This window comes from Bacillus sp. ISL-46 (assembly GCF_018613205.1).
Genome location: NZ_JAGGQR010000021.1, coordinates 20,934 through 35,749 on the forward strand (window position 1 = coordinate 20,934; position 14,816 = coordinate 35,749).

Below are 14,816 nucleotides of genomic sequence, written 5' to 3' on the forward strand. Positions count from 1 at the left end.
ACCTCCTAGTGTTTAAAATGTCTTATGCCCGTAAACACCATGGCGATTCCATGCTTATTTGCTGCTTCAATCGATTCTTCATCCCGAATCGATCCACCTGGTTGAATGATGGCGGTAATACCTGACTTAGCAGCTTCTTCGACCGTGTCTGACATCGGAAAAAATGCATCGGAAGCAAGGAAGGAACCAATTGCTTTATCTCCCCTTGCTCGATGGCTATTTTCGCTGAACCTACCCGATTCATTTGACCAGCACCAACGCCAATTGTTTGAAAATCCTTTGTCAGCACAATTGCATTGGACTTCACATGTTTCACCACTTTCCAGGCAAAAAGAAGCTGTTCCACCTCTTCTTCCGTAGGCTTTCTTTCGGTAACTACATGAAGATCCTTCGAACTAATTTGCTTTACATCTTCTTCCTGAACTAGTACTCCTCCAGAAACAGAGGAAAGCTGCCGTTCTGGTTGCGAGTCCATTTTTAACTCGGCGACTCGAAGCAAGCGGAGGTTTTTCTTCTCCTTCAACACTTCCAATGCCTCTTCATCAAAATCAGGCGCCATAATGATTTCAAGAAATATTTCTTTCATCCTTTCAGCTGTTGGCCTATCAATTTTACGATTTGCGGCAATGATTCCGCCAAAAATCGATACAGGATCGGATTCATAAGCCTTTTGATACGCCTCAAGGATTGTCTTTCCGATACCTACTCCGCATGGATTGGTATGTTTTACCGCTACGACTGCTGGTTGAACAAATTCTTTTACTAATTTTAAAGCCGCATCATCATCATTGATATTATTGTAAGATAATTCTTTTCCGTGTAATTGTTCAGCTGTTGATAGAGTTCCTGATTTTGTTAATGGTTTTCGGTAGTATGCCGCTTTTTGATGAGGGTTCTCTCCGTATCGCAGGTCTTGTGCTTTCTCGAATGTAACGGTATATTGCTCCGGCCACTCTTCTCCCACTTGATTCGTTAAATAATTGGAAATTTAGGAATCTTAGGCCGCAGTATGACGAAACACTTTCGCCGCTAACCTTCTTTTTGTATCTATGTTCACATCCCCATTTTTCATTTCAGTCAGAATGATTGGATAATCCTGAGCATCCACAACAACGGTAACAAAAGCATGATTTTTAGCTGCTGAACGCAGCATAGTCGGACCGCCGATATCAATGTTTTCGATTGCATCTTCATAGGTAACATTGGGTTTCGCAATCGTTTCTCTAAAGGGATATAAATTCACCACCACCAAATCTATCGGCTGAATGCCCAGCTCTTCAATTTGCTTACGATGTTCTGCCTTATCTCATATGGCTAAAAGGCCACTATGAATATTGGGATGAAGTGTTTTTACACGACCATCTAATATTTCTGGAAAACCAGTAACCTCAGATATTCCAGTTACCTTTACACCTTTTTCAGCAAGCAGCTTTGCCGTACCGCCAGTTGAGATAATTTCCACTCCGAGTGCTTGTAATTCCTGTGCAAATTCCAAGATTCCCGTTTTATCTGAAACACTTTTCAGGGCCCTTCTCATTTTACAACCTCCTTATTCGCCAGGCTCTGGATCACTTCCGGAAATAATGTGTGCTCTTGCTCCTGAATCTTTTTGATTAATGTTTCTCTTGTCTCATCCGAATCGATTGTGACTGTTAGCTGGGCGATAATAGGCCCTGTATCCATTCCTTCGTCGACATAATGGACCGTGACACCGGTCACCTTTACCCCATAATCCAGTGCTTGACCAATGGCATCTTTTCCTGCGAATGCTGGCAATAAGGACGGGTGGACATTGATTATTTTCCGATCGTAAGCCTGGAGTAAGACATGACCTAGCAGTCGCATATATCCGGCCAGTACGATAAAATCAACGTCCAGTTGTGTTAACTTTTTAAGGATCTCTTCTTCATAAGCCTGTTTGTTTGGATAGTCCTTGGCCATAAAAGTAAACACCGGAATCCGTTCATCCCTTGCTTTCTGGACTGCAAGGGCTTCAGGACGGTCACTGACCAGTAAAACCACTTCAACGTTTTTGATTTTTTTCGAATGAATGGATTCTATAATCGCCGCAAAATTAGAACCCGTACCAGAAGCAAAAACTGCAATCTTCATATTTACTCCTTCTTGAATACGACGTCTTCAGTACCTTTTTGCACTGTACCAATTACGTAGGCATCCTCACCCAACGTTTGCAGGTGCTCGATAATTGCCGTGGTTTCTGCAGAATCTACAACTAATATCATTCCGATTCCCATATTAAAGGTTCGGAACATATCATAATCTGAAATATCGCCTGATTTTTGGATAAAGGAAAAAATTCCTGGGACTTTCCAAGATCCCTCCTTAATTTCGGCTTGAAAGCCTTTTGGAAGAATTCGTGGAATATTATCATAAAAACCTCCTCCCGTTACATGAACAAGACCATAGACAGTATATTTTCTTACAGTTGAAAGGATGGATTTTACATAAATTTTGGTTGGTTCAAGCAATACACTTCCCAGTTCAGCCCCCAATTCATCCACATAGTCACCTAATGAGAACTTAGCATCCTCCAATAGAACTTTTCGGACAAGTGAAAAACCATTGCTATGTACTCCACTTGAAGCTAAACCAATTAGAACTTGACCTTCTTTTACTTGCGAACCATCAATGACATGTTTTTGATCTACCATACCAACGGTAAAGCCTGCAATATCATATTCCTCGTCCTGATACATTCCCGGCATCTCGGCAGTTTCCCCGCCAATTAGTGAACACCCCGCCTGCACACAACCATCTGCAATCCCTTTAACTATGGCTTCAATTTTTTCCGGGATGATCTTACCACAGGCTAAATAATCTAGAAAAAAAAGCGGCTCGGCCCCTTGGACGATAACGTCATTCACACACATGGCAACCGCATCGATTCCAATCGTATCATGCTTGTTCATGGCAAAAGCAATTTTCAATTTGGTCCCTACTCCATCCGTACCAGAAACAAAAACAGGTTCTTCCATCTTCGTTAAATCTGGTTTAAATAGAGCCCCAAACCCTCCTAATCCCGTTAAAACCTCTGGACGGAAGGTTTTTTTTACATGTTTTTTCATTCGTTCAACGGCTTCATTTCCCGCATCGATATTGACCCCAGCTTGGCGGTACGCATCACTCATTCGTTTCTCTCCTTTACGGTAAACTTGCAGAGATTTCCTGCATATTGAGCTTTTTTAATAATCCCGAACGCATTATGTTAGGAATTGCATTCTTCCAGGCTTCTTTTAATGTAGTAATCGGTTGAGAAATAACGGTCTTTCCATTATGTGTAATTGATAGTTCCTGACCTTTCACCCTACCGATTTCTTTTATAGGCACCTCCTGCTGTTGCGCCATTTCCTTTATCCTCTCCGCATGTTCCGGAGAAACGGAAAGAATGATTCGAGATTGAGTTTCACTAAAGAGGCTTAAGTCCGTTCGCAGTTCATCGGTTAACTTGATTTCTGCTCCCAACTTCCCACCAATACAGCTTTCAGCTATTGCTACTGCTAAACCGCCTTCTGCCGTATCATGAGCTGATTGGACTAATCCTTCTTGAATCATATTAAGGGTAAAGGTTTGAATCTTTTTTTCCAAATCAAGGTTTAACTGCGGCGGGCGCCCTTCGATCTTGCCTGTCATAATTTTTTGGTATTCCGACCCGCCTATTTCTGCTTTTGTTTCCCCAATTAAAAAGATTATATCTCCGTCTTTTTTAAATTCTTGAGTAGTAATATGGTCGATATCTTTAATTAGCCCGACCATGCCAATGGTTGGTGTTGGAAAAATAGCTTCTCCTTTTGTTTCGTTATATAGGCTGACGTTTCCGCCAATAACCGGAGTATTGAGTTGACGGCACGCTTCACTAATTCCATCCGCTGCCTTTTCAAACTGCCAGAAGATTTCCGGCTTTTCTGGACTTCCAAAGTTCAAGTTATCAGTAATAGCTAAAGGCTCTGCACCGGAACAAACGACATTACGGGCCGCTTCCGCTACCGCAATAGCTCCTCCAACAAACGGATCAAGATATACATACCTTCCGTTGCAATCCGTTGTCATCGCCAGTGCTTTTCGTGTTCCACGGATAGCAACTACAGCCGCATCCGATCCAGGTATGACTGCCGTATTTGTTCTAACCATATAGTCATACTGTTGATATACCCACTCTTTGCTGGCAATCGTCGGCGATGCTAGCAGCTGTTGCAGAACTGAATGATAATCCTTTGGCTCTTCAATAGCTGCAGCTGTGTCTAAGGATGAATATTGTTCGTAATAGGGCGCCTCTTTAGATGGCTTACAATACACTGGGGCATCTTCTGCCAGCTTGTCAGCGGGGATTTCCGCAACTATTTCTCCCTTGTGAAGTAAACGGAGTTGGTTATCATCAGTCACCCTGCCGATCACAGCGGAGTGGAGCCCCCATTTATCAAATATCTTTTTTACTTCCCCTTCCTTTCCTTTTTTCACAACAACCAGCATTCTTTCTTGTGATTCGGAAAGCATCATTTCGTAGGCATTCATTCCTCTTTCTCGCTGTGGAACGAGATCAAGATCCAATTCAACGCCATTTCCCGCTTTACTGGCCATTTCAGAGCTTGAGCTGGTTAAACCTGCTGCCCCCATATCTTGTATCCCGACCACATGACCAGAGGCGATTAATTCAAGAGTGGCTTCCAGCAGCAATTTTTCCATAAAAGGATCTCCCACTTGGACGGCTGGACGTTTCGCTTCGGAATTTTCACTCAACTCTTCTGAAGCGAATGTAGCTCCATGAATGCCGTCTCTTCCGGTAGCAGCTCCAACATAAATTACAGGGTTATCAATCCCTTTAGCCACGCCTTTTTGAATTTCATCATGGCTGATTAAACCCACACACATGGCATTAACAAGGGGATTGCCTTCATAGCAATCATCAAAGTAGATCTCTCCGCCAACCGTCGGTATGCCCATACAGTTACCATATCCGGCAATACCCGCAACCACATTTTCAAAGATATATTTGGTTTTTGGGTTATCAAGTTCGCCAAAACGAAGCGAGTTCAATAAAGCGATTGGGCGAGCCCCCATAGAAAAAACATCCCGAATGATACCGCCAACCCCCGTTGCAGCACCTTGATAGGGCTCAATCGCCGAAGGATGATTATGGCTTTCAATTTTAAACACGACTGCTTGATTATCACCGATATCAACGATACCTGCTCCTTCTCCAGGGCCTTGCAAGACATGCGGACCGGAAGTCGGAAAACGTTTTAGCACTACCTTCGAATTTTTATAGCTGCAATGTTCGGACCACATGACACTAAATATGCCCGTTTCCGTATAATTTGGTTTCCGCCCAAGGATTTCGATTACTTTATCAAATTCTTCATCGGTTAATCCCATTTCCCGATAGACCTTCTGCTGGGCGATTTGCTCAGGATTTGGTTCTTTAAACTGTACCATGTTGTTTCCTCCAGTAACTTAAAATAGATGAAAACATACGTTTTCCGTCATCTGTTCCCAGCCATTTATGAACCGCACGTTCCGGGTGGGGCATTAAACCTAATACATTTCCTCTCTCATTGATCACCCCTGCAATCTCAGAAATCGACCCATTTGGATTCGTCCCTTTATATCTGAATACGATTTGATTGTTTTTTTCTAATTGATCCAATGTCTCTTGATCACAATAATAATTTCCGTCGCCATGGGCAATGGGAATACGTATCGTTTCACCTTCTTGATAGTCTAATGTGAACGGAGTTTGATTGTTTTCTACTTTTAAATCAATAGTGTCACAATGAAATTTTAACCGCTGATTTCTTCTTAAAGCACCTGGCAAAAGATTAGCTTCAGTTAGTATTTGAAATCCATTACAGACACCAAGAATCAATTTCCCTTCTTCAGCCGCAATTTTCACCTGCTCCATGACAGGAGACAAGCTCGCAACAGCCCCTGGCCGCAAGTAATCTCCATAGGAAAATCCCCCTGGAACAAGAATCGCATCATATTTTGATAGGTCCGTTTCTAGATGCCATACATATTCGACCGACTGTTCAATCGTATCTAAAACAGCCTTATACATATCCACATCGCAATTTGAGCCAGGAAAAACCAGTACAGCAAAGTTCAACTTATTCCCCTCCTATCCTTCCTGCTTAGTAAGTTCAAACCGAAAGTCTTCAATCACCGTATTGGCTAACAGCTTCTCACACATATCCTTTACTCGTTCTGCTGCCGCCTTTTGATCATCGCTATTAATTTCAAGCTCCATGTATTTTCCTATTCGTACATCTCCAACCTCATCATATCCTAGTGAATGCAGTGACTCATGTACGGCATTCCCTTGTGGATCTAATACACTTTCTCTTAAGGTTACATATACCGTTGCTTTAAACATTGACACTACCCCCAATTCTCCTTAATATTTCTTGATAGGCTTCCTCAACGTTCCCTAAATCCCGCCTAAACCGATCTTTATCTAACTTTTCCTTTGTATGGGCATCCCAAAATCGACACGTATCCGGAGAGATTTCGTCTGCTAAGATAATAGTTCCTGCTGGGGTTTTTCCGAACTCTACTTTAAAATCCACTAAGATAATATCTTTGTTTAACAGATATTCGTTCATAATTTCATTGATTTTTAATGCTTCCTTTCGAATGGCTGCTACTTCAGACTCTTTAGCCAGCCCAAGAATGGCAATATGATCATTGTTAATCAAAGGGTCCCCTAGCTCATCATTTTTATAGTAGAATTCTACAATTGTTTCTGGGAGTTCCTTCCCTTCCTTCCATCCCAGCCTTTTTGCAAGTGAGCCCGCCGCTATATTTCGAACGACAACCTCAATCGGGATAATCTCTACTTGCTGAACAATCTGCTCTGTTGATGAAATCTTTTTAATAAAATGATTATCCACGCCTTTTTCTTTTAATAAACTTAGGAAAATGGCACTAATCTCATTATTTAGAGTTCCTTTTCCTGCTATTTGACCTTTTTTCTCGCCATTGAAGGCAGTGGCATCATCTTTATATTCAATCCAATACTTTCCTGGTTCTGATGTTTTAAACACTTTTTTCGCTTTACCTTCATAAAGCTGTTCTAATTTTTCCATTATTTTTCACTCTTTTCACTGTTTGGTTATGTTTTTAGCCGGACAACTAAAATAGCCGCGTATCCTTATGACCAAATTCCAAGATCCTTAATTTGCTCGTCTATTCGCTCGAGAGTTGAACCTAAAAAATTAATGTGACCCATTTTCCGATTTTCTACGCTTTCCTTTTTGCCGTATAAATGTAGTTTGGCTGTTGGAGGAAGCTGTTCTATTTTATCTAGCACTTGCCTTAGATGCTGACCTAAAATATTAACCATTATAATCGGAGTTAAAAGAGTAGTATCTCCTAAGGGCAGTCCACATATTGCCCGAATATGTTGCTCAAATTGAGAAGTAATACATGCGTCCATTGAATAATGCCCGGAATTATGGGGTCTTGGTGCTAACTCGTTCACGATAATTTCACCATCATTCGTAAGGAACATCTCTATCGCAATTAATCCAACTACTTGTAAGGAGTCTGCTATTTTCAATGCTGTAGTTTCCGCTTGAATCCTTTGCTCATCGGTGATTCTAGCAGGAACGAAAGACTGATGCAGGATATTATTAATATGGACATTTTCAGCTACTGGGAAAGTTTTTGTTTGACCTTTAATATTTCGGGCAACAATCACTGATAATTCTTTACTAAACGGGATAAATTGTTCGATGATCATGTCCATCCCTGCCTTATTCCAAGCCTCCTTTGCAATTGGAATTTCATCCCTTTTTTTTATTACCCATTGCCCTTTCCCGTCGTATCCCCCTGTAGCTGTTTTCATTATGAAAGGCAATCCCAAACAATCGATAGCCGTTTCAATGTCATTCTCCGATTGTATGACCAAGAAAGGAGCTACTGGCACATTGATGGACTTTAACGTGGATTTTTCCCGAATACGATTTTGGGTTATTTTGAGCAGCTCGCTTCCTTGAGGTACAAAGGATGTAGTTTCTAACATGGAGGTTATAGTAGAATCTACATTTTCAAATTCATAAGTAATAACATCTGAGGAATCTGCTAGTTCTTTAACTGCTTTAAGCTCAAAATAGGGAGCTGTGATTTGAAGATCTGCAACCTGTCCACATGGTGAGTTAGGTGTCGGATCCAAAGTAATGAAACGATATCCCATATTTCTACCAGCAATTGAAATCATTCTTCCAAGCTGGCCTCCCCCTAAGATACCAATGGTTGAGCTGGGTTTAATTAATGTCAAAGTATTTCTCCTCCCTGACCTTATATAAATTTTTCATAATTTTAGGTTTTCCTGAAACACACTCCTTTACTTTTTTTAATCAAAAAAAACTTTTATTGTTTATAAAACCAATACAAATCATCTAGACATGAGAGATAAGGATAAAAATTCTGCTTTCGCCAAAAATAATGAAATGACATAAAGGGGAGGAATACTAAAATGGATTCAGAAATGCAGGAAAAATGCGGTGTATTTGGAGTTTTTAATCACCCCCAAGCGGCCGATTTAACATATTATGGACTACATGCCCTTCAACACCGTGGCCAGGAGAGTGCAGGAATTGTGGCTAGTGATGGAAAATCATTCAGGTATCACAGGGGAATGGGATTAGTTACCCAAGTATTTTCACGTGAGATCCTTGATGGACTAAGCGGAAATATGACCATCGGTCATGTACGATATTCTACTTCTGGTGCAAGTTTACTACAAAACGCACAACCTCTTGTTTTTAAGTACAGTGAGGGCGATTTGGCCGTTGCCCATAACGGGAACCTAGTGAATGCCAATATCGAACGGAAGGTTCTCCAGCAACAGGGTGCCATCTTTCAGACAACAACTGATACGGAAATTATTGCTCACCTAATAGCCCGTTCCAGTAAAAAATATTTTAATGAAGCTGGACCTGATGTCCTGAAGCGGATTGACGGTTCCTTTGCTTTGCTGATCATGACCGATAAAGAAATGCTGATTGCCCTAGATCGTCATGGGTTACGTCCCCTTAGCCTTGGAAAAATCGGTGAATCCATTATCGCGTCATCAGAAACATGTGGACTAAATGCGGTAGATGCTAAGTTCTGGAGGGATGTTGAACCGGGCGAATGGCTTCTTGTTAACGAGAAGGGAATAAAAACAGGAAGATTTGCTGCAAAAGGTGACGTTTCCCTTTGCTCCTTTGAATTTGTTTATTTTGCTCGTCCAGATAGTGTGATTCATGGAAGAAGTGTCTTAGCCATACGGAAAGAATTAGGCCAAATTTTAGCAAAAGAACATCCGACACCAGCTGATGTTGTCGTTGCCGTTCCAGAATCGAGTGTCCCTGCAGCAATGGGTTATGCCCAACAATCAGGAATTCCATATGAAATGGGAATCATCAAAAACCCCTATGCCGGTCGTTCATTTATTGAACCAACCCAAGAATTGCGGGACTTGGCCGTTCGTCTAAAATTAAGTGCTGTCCGTGAAATTCTCGAGGATAAGCGGGTCGTGCTTGTTGATGATTCGATTGTTCGCGGAACGACAAGCAAGCGAATTGTTGAATTGATTCGTCAGGCAGGTGCCAAGGAGGTCCATGTTCGAATTAGTTCCCCTATGGTAAGAAATCCTTGTTTTTATGGAGTGGATATGCCGACCAAAGAAGAACTTTTTGCTAACAAACATGAACATGAACGAGCAATGGGAAATGTGATTGGAGCAGATTCATTAGCCTTCTTAAGTACGGAAGGGTTATTAGAGGCGGTAGATGTAGATCTTGCAGAAACAAGCAGTCGCTGTATCGCCTGTTTTAGTGGAGCATATCCAACTAAATTGTATTTGAAGTGATAACCTTAATTAAACTAGGACCTTCTAAAATGGAAGTCCTAGTTTATCATTGTATTTATTCCCGAATAAACCCAAACTTTTGAAATCAAATTATCTTTTCATTCATAAATTGCGATTATTATTATTAATGTTAGTTTAGATGTTACGATAAAGAAAAACCTTCAAATTTATGAAGGTTTTAGCTTATTAATACGAATATTTGATTCAAGCCTTGCAAAAAAAGAAATATGCGACCTATTTCCCCTGAAAATCACTAATTAATTAATTTTCATCATTTTCGTACGCGATAACCACTACTTTTTTATGAGCTTGCTCACTTATTTTTTCTTCTAGTGATTGAATTTCATTGATTAAATTAGGTGAAAGCGTAGCTGCAACATACTGATTTTCACTATTCAATATCATTACTCCTTTGCGATATTTGTCTTAGGTATCTTTAAAAACCTAAATTAAAGATTTTCCTGCATCAGGAGAAAGAATTGGATCCCAGCCGGTAATAATAGCACTTTTTCTGCCTGAATATCATTATTATTCAGTTCACTTCAATGTCTTATTCATTTTCGTAATTGTCTACCCCTCAATTTGAAATTCCTGTGGAGAAATTTGATTACCTTGTGCATTATTATTATTACACCACCTTTTGAAAGGATAAATTTTTCTTTTCCTCCCAATAATTTGAAACAAAAATGATTGGAACTCGTAGATAAAGGGAGGAAAGGATGTGGGTGCATTGAACAGATACTCAATTGAAGAATTTATCAAACAATCGGAGCAGAAGGATAAAGGCGAAGGTTTTTTTGAATTAGAGACTCCCCGGCTTTTGGAGGTAAATTTAGACGGTCAAGTTTGGGCCAAAGCTGGCTCAATGGTTGCCTATCATGGAGAAATAAAATTTGTACGTGAAGGAATATTAGAACACGGTCTAGGAACCGCGTTCAAAAAAGCATTTACAGGAGAAGGCGCTTCCTTAATGAAAGCGAACGGAAAAGGCAAGTTATATCTCGCGGATAGCGGCAAGAAGATCATCATCCTGAATTTACAAAACGAATCCATCTATATTAATGGGAATGATCTACTTGCTTTTGAACCAAGTATTAAATCGGAAATTAAATTAATGAAGAAAATTGCCGGAATGATGGCAGGCGGGTTATTTAATGTTCGTTGTGAAGGAACCGGAATGATTGCTTTTACTGCGCATTACGAACCACTCACCTTAAGGGTGTCGCCTGGCAACCCTATGATAACGGATCCAAACGCAACTGTAGCCTGGTCAGGAAATCTTCAGCCTGAATTTCAAACAGATATCAGTTTAAAGACTTTTCTTGGAAGAGGCAGCGGTGAGTCCATTCAAATGAGGTTCGAAGGTGAAGGCTTTGTTGTAATCCAACCCTACGAAGAGGTTTACATGAAAGCAAAGCAAAGTTAGTTGGGTTGGTGAAAAAGGTAAACACCAAAAAAAAGTTCCTGGTACCAGGAACTTTTTTTGGCATTCTGGCGTTCACCATTTATTACCCTCTTCTATCTCCTAAATGTAACAAAGTCTATATTAACAGGTTCGCTTTCATTAGCTCTCAGAAGTAGATTGATCTGTCCTCGGTGATATTGACCATGTAATGCAACATGGGTCAATATATCCCTTACCGAATTTTGAAACTCTTTGCCTTTACTATTTCTGTATAAAACGATCTGTTCGAGATCAGAATTGGATAAACCAGAAAGAAATTCTTTAAAGTTTTGCAGATTTTGATTAACAAGTTCTGCACTGGCTTCTAAACTGACCTCTGCCCAAATAGGTAACTTGGAACTGTCCGATCCTTTTAGCCTAGTAAACCACACATGTTCTGCCAAAAGCAGATGTGAGAATAGATTCTTAACTTGTTTGTTCTCTCCTTCCATATTTTTCAAGGTTTCAAGAATTCGTTGATTAGACCAATGTAAATGCTCAAACATATTTTGAATCGTTTCCACATGACCACCTCCATGTATTTAAACAATATGTATTATCAAATAGAATTTAGAACCATTTACATTTTAGACAATACCAACATATTTTTGTTATAAATCATTACTAATTTTAGGTATTATCATCGATAGGTTTCCAACCATAAATGTACATGTTAGAATCATATAGTTGTTATATTCTATCTACTACCGGTGGTGTGTTGTGAAAGAATCTGTACTAATACAAGAAAACAAAAGAATCAAACTGAATTTTAGTTTTCTAAAAAAAGACATGGTCTTTACCGTCTCACTTATATTAGCAGCGACAAGTTGTTTTATTCATCCTATCAAACTGGAGTATATAAATTTTCAAGTATTGGTCAGTTTATTTAGCCTTATGCTTACCATTAAGGCTTTGGAAGAACTTAAATTGCTAGAAAAATTCGCTATTGTCATTATAAATAATTGCAATAATAGCAGATCCGTTTCTGCCATACTGATTTTGTTATGTTTTTTTAGCTCCATGTTTGTTACGAACGATATTGCGCTTCTTACTTTGGTACCATTGACCCTAGTTGTCAGTAGGAAGACCAAAATGCCCATGATGGAGACCATTATTCTTCAAACCATTGCGGCCAATATTGGAAGTAGTCTAACTCCCATGGGAAATCCGCAAAATTTGTTCATTTATTCTTATTATGGGATCAAGCCTATGCCCTTTTTTATGACCGTCCTATTCCTGGCTGTCCTTGGGATTAGTTCTCTCTATTTACTTATTAATAGACTTCATAAAAGAGAATTGAAAGTAGTCCTGACTCCACTTCCGATAGACGATTGGAAAAAACCAACTGTCTGGGGATTAGTACTGGCTATAATCATTGCTTCTATTTTTGGTGTCGTCAGTTACCAAGTTGCCTTAGTAGTTACATTAATGACCGTTGTCGGTTTGAATGTAAAATTATTGATCAAAATTGATTATCTGTTACTCTTAACATTTATCTGTTTTTTTATCTTTATTGGAAATGTATCCAATTCAAATACATTACAAGCCGTTGCCAGTGCCAGTCTGAAAGACCCTACTTCCGTCTATTTTAGTTCGATATTTTTAAGCCAATTTATTAGTAACGTCCCTGCTTCTATCCTCCTGGCAGAATTCACAACAGATTGGAAACCTTTATTATTGGGAGTTAATATTGGCGGACTTGGGACCATTGTTGCTTCATTAGCCAGTGTGATTTCTTACAAACTATTCATTCAGGCAAATCCAACCGAGAGTAAAAAATATTTAATTAAATTTAGTCTCTATAATTTTTCCTTTTTAGCGTTTTTAAGTTTGATTCAGTACTTTATCATTAAACTATTTTTAAATTGAGCTTTTTCATATGCAGTGTATTTAAAAAATCAGGCACCATCCAGAGAATTGGAAGTTGCCTGATTTTTTATTAAAAGGGAATCCCAAGTATTAAGTCTCTCCAACCAGAACTAATTTTCTTTTGACCGGTCAAAGAAAAATATCTTACCTTCTTTAGTTGGAAAAAGATTTAACTCCTTAACCTTATCTGCGTGATTCGTCATGATTTCCTTAAAAAGTTCATTCGCGGATTTATTTTTTGTTTCTATCCCCAATTTTTTTGCGGCTTGGAAAATTCGTTTTTCTCGGACTTCATGGGCTACTTTACGAAGATTTTTATTTTCAATAGAAATGCCTAGTTCTTTAGCGTCTTTTTTAATCTGAGTCTCACGAATTTCATGGACTAAATCCTTTAATTCTTTGCCATTAGTCGATATTCCTAAATCCTTGGCCACTTTTTTTATGTGGGTTTCACGAACTTCATTGGCTAAATCATATAGTTCTTTGCCTTCAATCGAAATACCCAACTCTTTCGCTTCATTTTTGATTACTGTATCTCGGACTTCTTTCTCCAATGAATCTATGTCCTTCCCTTTGGTGTCAATCCCTAGCGATTCGACCTGCTTTTTAATAACCTCAGGATCGTGTTTAAAATGAGCTCGACCATGGGCTTCTGTTGCCTTTACATGTGCGTTATCCTCTGTTGCAAAAACCTGCACTGAACCTAGAAATCCAAACAATAAAACCATTACACAAATACAGGTCCTCTTCATCTTTCTCATCATGTGATATCCTCCTAAAATGGTTTGGGTATTACAGATGATAGGATGTCCAGAAGATATTACCAATTTATGAACAAGTTGTTAAATTTTGTATTCTCTTTCTTTTATTTTTCTTTGCTAAAATGTAAGGATTCATAATCTGAGATGAGATGAGTAAGGGATTTTTCGAATTCTTAATATACTTCCATGCAGACTCGGAATTTTTTTCCACTTCCTGCTGTTTAAGTCCAATCATTGTTTGGTAATCATACAAAAATAAAGCTCCAGCAAAATTAGGAGCTTTAAAGGAAGTTATTATATGGATTTGTTTATCGAACTTTTTCTAAATGACGTACCATTTGCCCGTAATGACCTGTTACGTGCTGAACGATTAAATGGTCGACTAAGAATGATAACGGTTTTCCGTCAAAGTTTGGATTATAACTTGGAGCTGTTTTTACTAGATCCTCTTCTTTAACTCTAGCAAGTGCTGCCTCAACCTTCGGTACTAAGTTTAGTAGTTTAGTTATGGCATACTCTTTCTTAATACGAGATACAATGTTTTCATCTACTGCAGCTAAACGACGTACATGTTCATGATTCCGTCCCCATTTTGCACCTGGAACAACTAGCAATGCTTCCAAATCGGCTACCCAAAAATCTACCGCTTCTAAAATATGAGAAACAATTTGCATGGTGGACCATTCATTTTCAGAAGGTTTAACATAAAGAGTTGCCTCTTCCGTATTTTTCACTACCGCTACAATATCATCTATACTCTTTTTAAAAGTTTCCAATTTTTCATTCAGTACTGCTGTCGACATCGTAATAAGCCCTCCTACAATTCACTTATTGTGAACTTTCAACACTTTCGTGCTAAATAGTATTATAA

The 14,816-nt window shown here is 39.2% G+C and carries 14 protein-coding genes and 1 pseudogene; 3 read left to right on the forward strand and 12 right to left on the reverse strand.

All coding sequences use genetic code 11. The features are described 5' to 3' along the window. Positions 1 to 5 precede the first annotated feature (5 nt). The 8 genes and pseudogenes from purH to purK form a co-directional block, all read right to left on the reverse strand. Positions 6 to 1,537: pseudogene (gene purH / locus J7E67_RS13485) on the reverse strand (bifunctional phosphoribosylaminoimidazolecarboxamide formyltransferase/IMP cyclohydrolase). Further along, positions 1,534 to 2,112: a phosphoribosylglycinamide formyltransferase gene (purN, locus tag J7E67_RS13490; RefSeq protein WP_214732071.1), complete on the reverse strand. Its 579-nt coding sequence runs from the start codon at positions 2,110 to 2,112 to the stop codon at positions 1,534 to 1,536. Before purN ends, purH begins: the two are co-directional and overlap by 4 nt. 2 nt (positions 2,113 to 2,114) lie before the next feature. Beyond that, the gene (purM, locus tag J7E67_RS13495; protein WP_214732072.1) at positions 2,115 to 3,149 is read right to left on the reverse strand and encodes a phosphoribosylformylglycinamidine cyclo-ligase; all 1,035 of its coding nucleotides are present in this window, start codon (positions 3,147 to 3,149) and stop codon (positions 2,115 to 2,117) included. Positions 3,150 to 3,162: 13 nt separating this feature from the next. Then, positions 3,163 to 5,451, reverse strand: coding sequence for a phosphoribosylformylglycinamidine synthase subunit PurL (purL, locus tag J7E67_RS13500; RefSeq protein ID WP_214732073.1), 2,289 nt, complete (start codon positions 5,449 to 5,451; stop codon positions 3,163 to 3,165). Next, positions 5,438 to 6,121, reverse strand: coding sequence for a phosphoribosylformylglycinamidine synthase subunit PurQ (gene purQ / locus J7E67_RS13505; RefSeq protein WP_214719168.1), 684 nt, complete (start codon positions 6,119 to 6,121; stop codon positions 5,438 to 5,440). Before purQ ends, purL begins: the two co-directional genes overlap by 14 nt. Before the next feature lie 12 nt (positions 6,122 to 6,133). Further along, entirely contained in the window at positions 6,134 to 6,388 is a 255-nt protein-coding gene (gene purS / locus J7E67_RS13510; RefSeq protein ID WP_214719167.1) for a phosphoribosylformylglycinamidine synthase subunit PurS, read from the reverse strand. Next, positions 6,381 to 7,100: a phosphoribosylaminoimidazolesuccinocarboxamide synthase gene (gene purC / locus J7E67_RS13515; protein ID WP_214719163.1), complete on the reverse strand. Its 720-nt coding sequence runs from the start codon at positions 7,098 to 7,100 to the stop codon at positions 6,381 to 6,383. The genes purS and purC overlap by 8 nt, the downstream gene beginning before the upstream one ends. A 65-nt stretch (positions 7,101 to 7,165) precedes the next feature. Then, positions 7,166 to 8,293 carry a 5-(carboxyamino)imidazole ribonucleotide synthase gene (gene purK / locus J7E67_RS13520; protein WP_214719161.1) on the reverse strand — a complete coding sequence of 376 codons (1,128 nt, stop codon included), beginning with the start codon at positions 8,291 to 8,293 and terminating at the stop codon, positions 7,166 to 7,168. 198 nt (positions 8,294 to 8,491) lie between these two features. Here purK and purF point away from each other — a divergent pair, with 198 nt between their 5' ends. Next, positions 8,492 to 9,871, forward strand: a complete 1,380-nt coding sequence (purF, locus tag J7E67_RS13525; protein WP_214719159.1) for an amidophosphoribosyltransferase — start codon at positions 8,492 to 8,494, stop codon at positions 9,869 to 9,871. A gap of 261 nt (positions 9,872 to 10,132) precedes the next feature. Here purF and J7E67_RS13530 read toward each other — a convergent pair whose 3' ends face one another. Then, on the reverse strand, positions 10,133 to 10,276 hold the full coding sequence (locus tag J7E67_RS13530) for a hypothetical protein (protein ID WP_214719157.1): 144 nt from the start codon (positions 10,274 to 10,276) through the stop codon (positions 10,133 to 10,135). A 325-nt stretch (positions 10,277 to 10,601) separates the two neighbouring features. Between J7E67_RS13530 and J7E67_RS13535 the strand changes: the two genes are divergently transcribed. After that, entirely contained in the window at positions 10,602 to 11,297 is a 696-nt protein-coding gene (locus tag J7E67_RS13535) for an AIM24 family protein (protein WP_214732084.1), read from the forward strand. Positions 11,298 to 11,389: 92 nt separating this feature from the next. On the opposite strand, the gene J7E67_RS13540 is transcribed toward J7E67_RS13535, so the two are convergent. Then, entirely contained in the window at positions 11,390 to 11,839 is a 450-nt protein-coding gene (locus tag J7E67_RS13540; RefSeq protein ID WP_214732075.1) for a DinB family protein, read from the reverse strand. Between the two features lie 196 nt (positions 11,840 to 12,035). On the opposite strand from J7E67_RS13540, the gene J7E67_RS13545 reads away from it, so the two are divergent. Then, positions 12,036 to 13,184 (forward strand): SLC13 family permease, encoded by a 1,149-nt coding sequence (locus J7E67_RS13545; protein ID WP_214719153.1) that lies wholly within the window; start codon positions 12,036 to 12,038, stop codon positions 13,182 to 13,184. A gap of 110 nt (positions 13,185 to 13,294) precedes the next feature. On the opposite strand, the gene J7E67_RS13550 is transcribed toward J7E67_RS13545, so the two are convergent. Both J7E67_RS13550 and J7E67_RS13555 read right to left on the reverse strand, forming a co-directional pair. After that, on the reverse strand, positions 13,295 to 13,948 hold the full coding sequence (locus tag J7E67_RS13550; RefSeq protein WP_214732077.1) for a hypothetical protein: 654 nt from the start codon (positions 13,946 to 13,948) through the stop codon (positions 13,295 to 13,297). Positions 13,949 to 14,253: 305 nt separating this feature from the next. Then, positions 14,254 to 14,748, reverse strand: a complete 495-nt coding sequence (locus J7E67_RS13555; RefSeq protein WP_214713429.1) for a DinB family protein — start codon at positions 14,746 to 14,748, stop codon at positions 14,254 to 14,256. Positions 14,749 to 14,816 lie beyond the last annotated feature (68 nt).

Coding starts and splice junctions, on each gene's coding strand:
- purN (WP_214732071.1), bottom strand. CDS start 2,112: ATGAAGATTGCAGTTTTTGCTTCTGGTACGGGTTCTAATTTTGCGGCG.
- purM (WP_214732072.1), bottom strand. CDS start 3,149: ATGAGTGATGCGTACCGCCAAGCTGGGGTCAATATCGATGCGGGAAAT.
- purL (WP_214732073.1), bottom strand. CDS start 5,451: ATGGTACAGTTTAAAGAACCAAATCCTGAGCAAATCGCCCAGCAGAAG.
- purS (WP_214719167.1), bottom strand. CDS start 6,388: ATGTTTAAAGCAACGGTATATGTAACCTTAAGAGAAAGTGTATTAGAT.
- purC (WP_214719163.1), bottom strand. CDS start 7,100: ATGGAAAAATTAGAACAGCTTTATGAAGGTAAAGCGAAAAAAGTGTTT.
- purF (WP_214719159.1), top strand. CDS start 8,492: ATGGATTCAGAAATGCAGGAAAAATGCGGTGTATTTGGAGTTTTTAAT.
- J7E67_RS13530 (WP_214719157.1), bottom strand. CDS start 10,276: ATGATATTGAATAGTGAAAATCAGTATGTTGCAGCTACGCTTTCACCT.
- J7E67_RS13550 (WP_214732077.1), bottom strand. CDS start 13,948: ATGATGAGAAAGATGAAGAGGACCTGTATTTGTGTAATGGTTTTATTG.
- J7E67_RS13555 (WP_214713429.1), bottom strand. CDS start 14,748: ATGTCGACAGCAGTACTGAATGAAAAATTGGAAACTTTTAAAAAGAGT.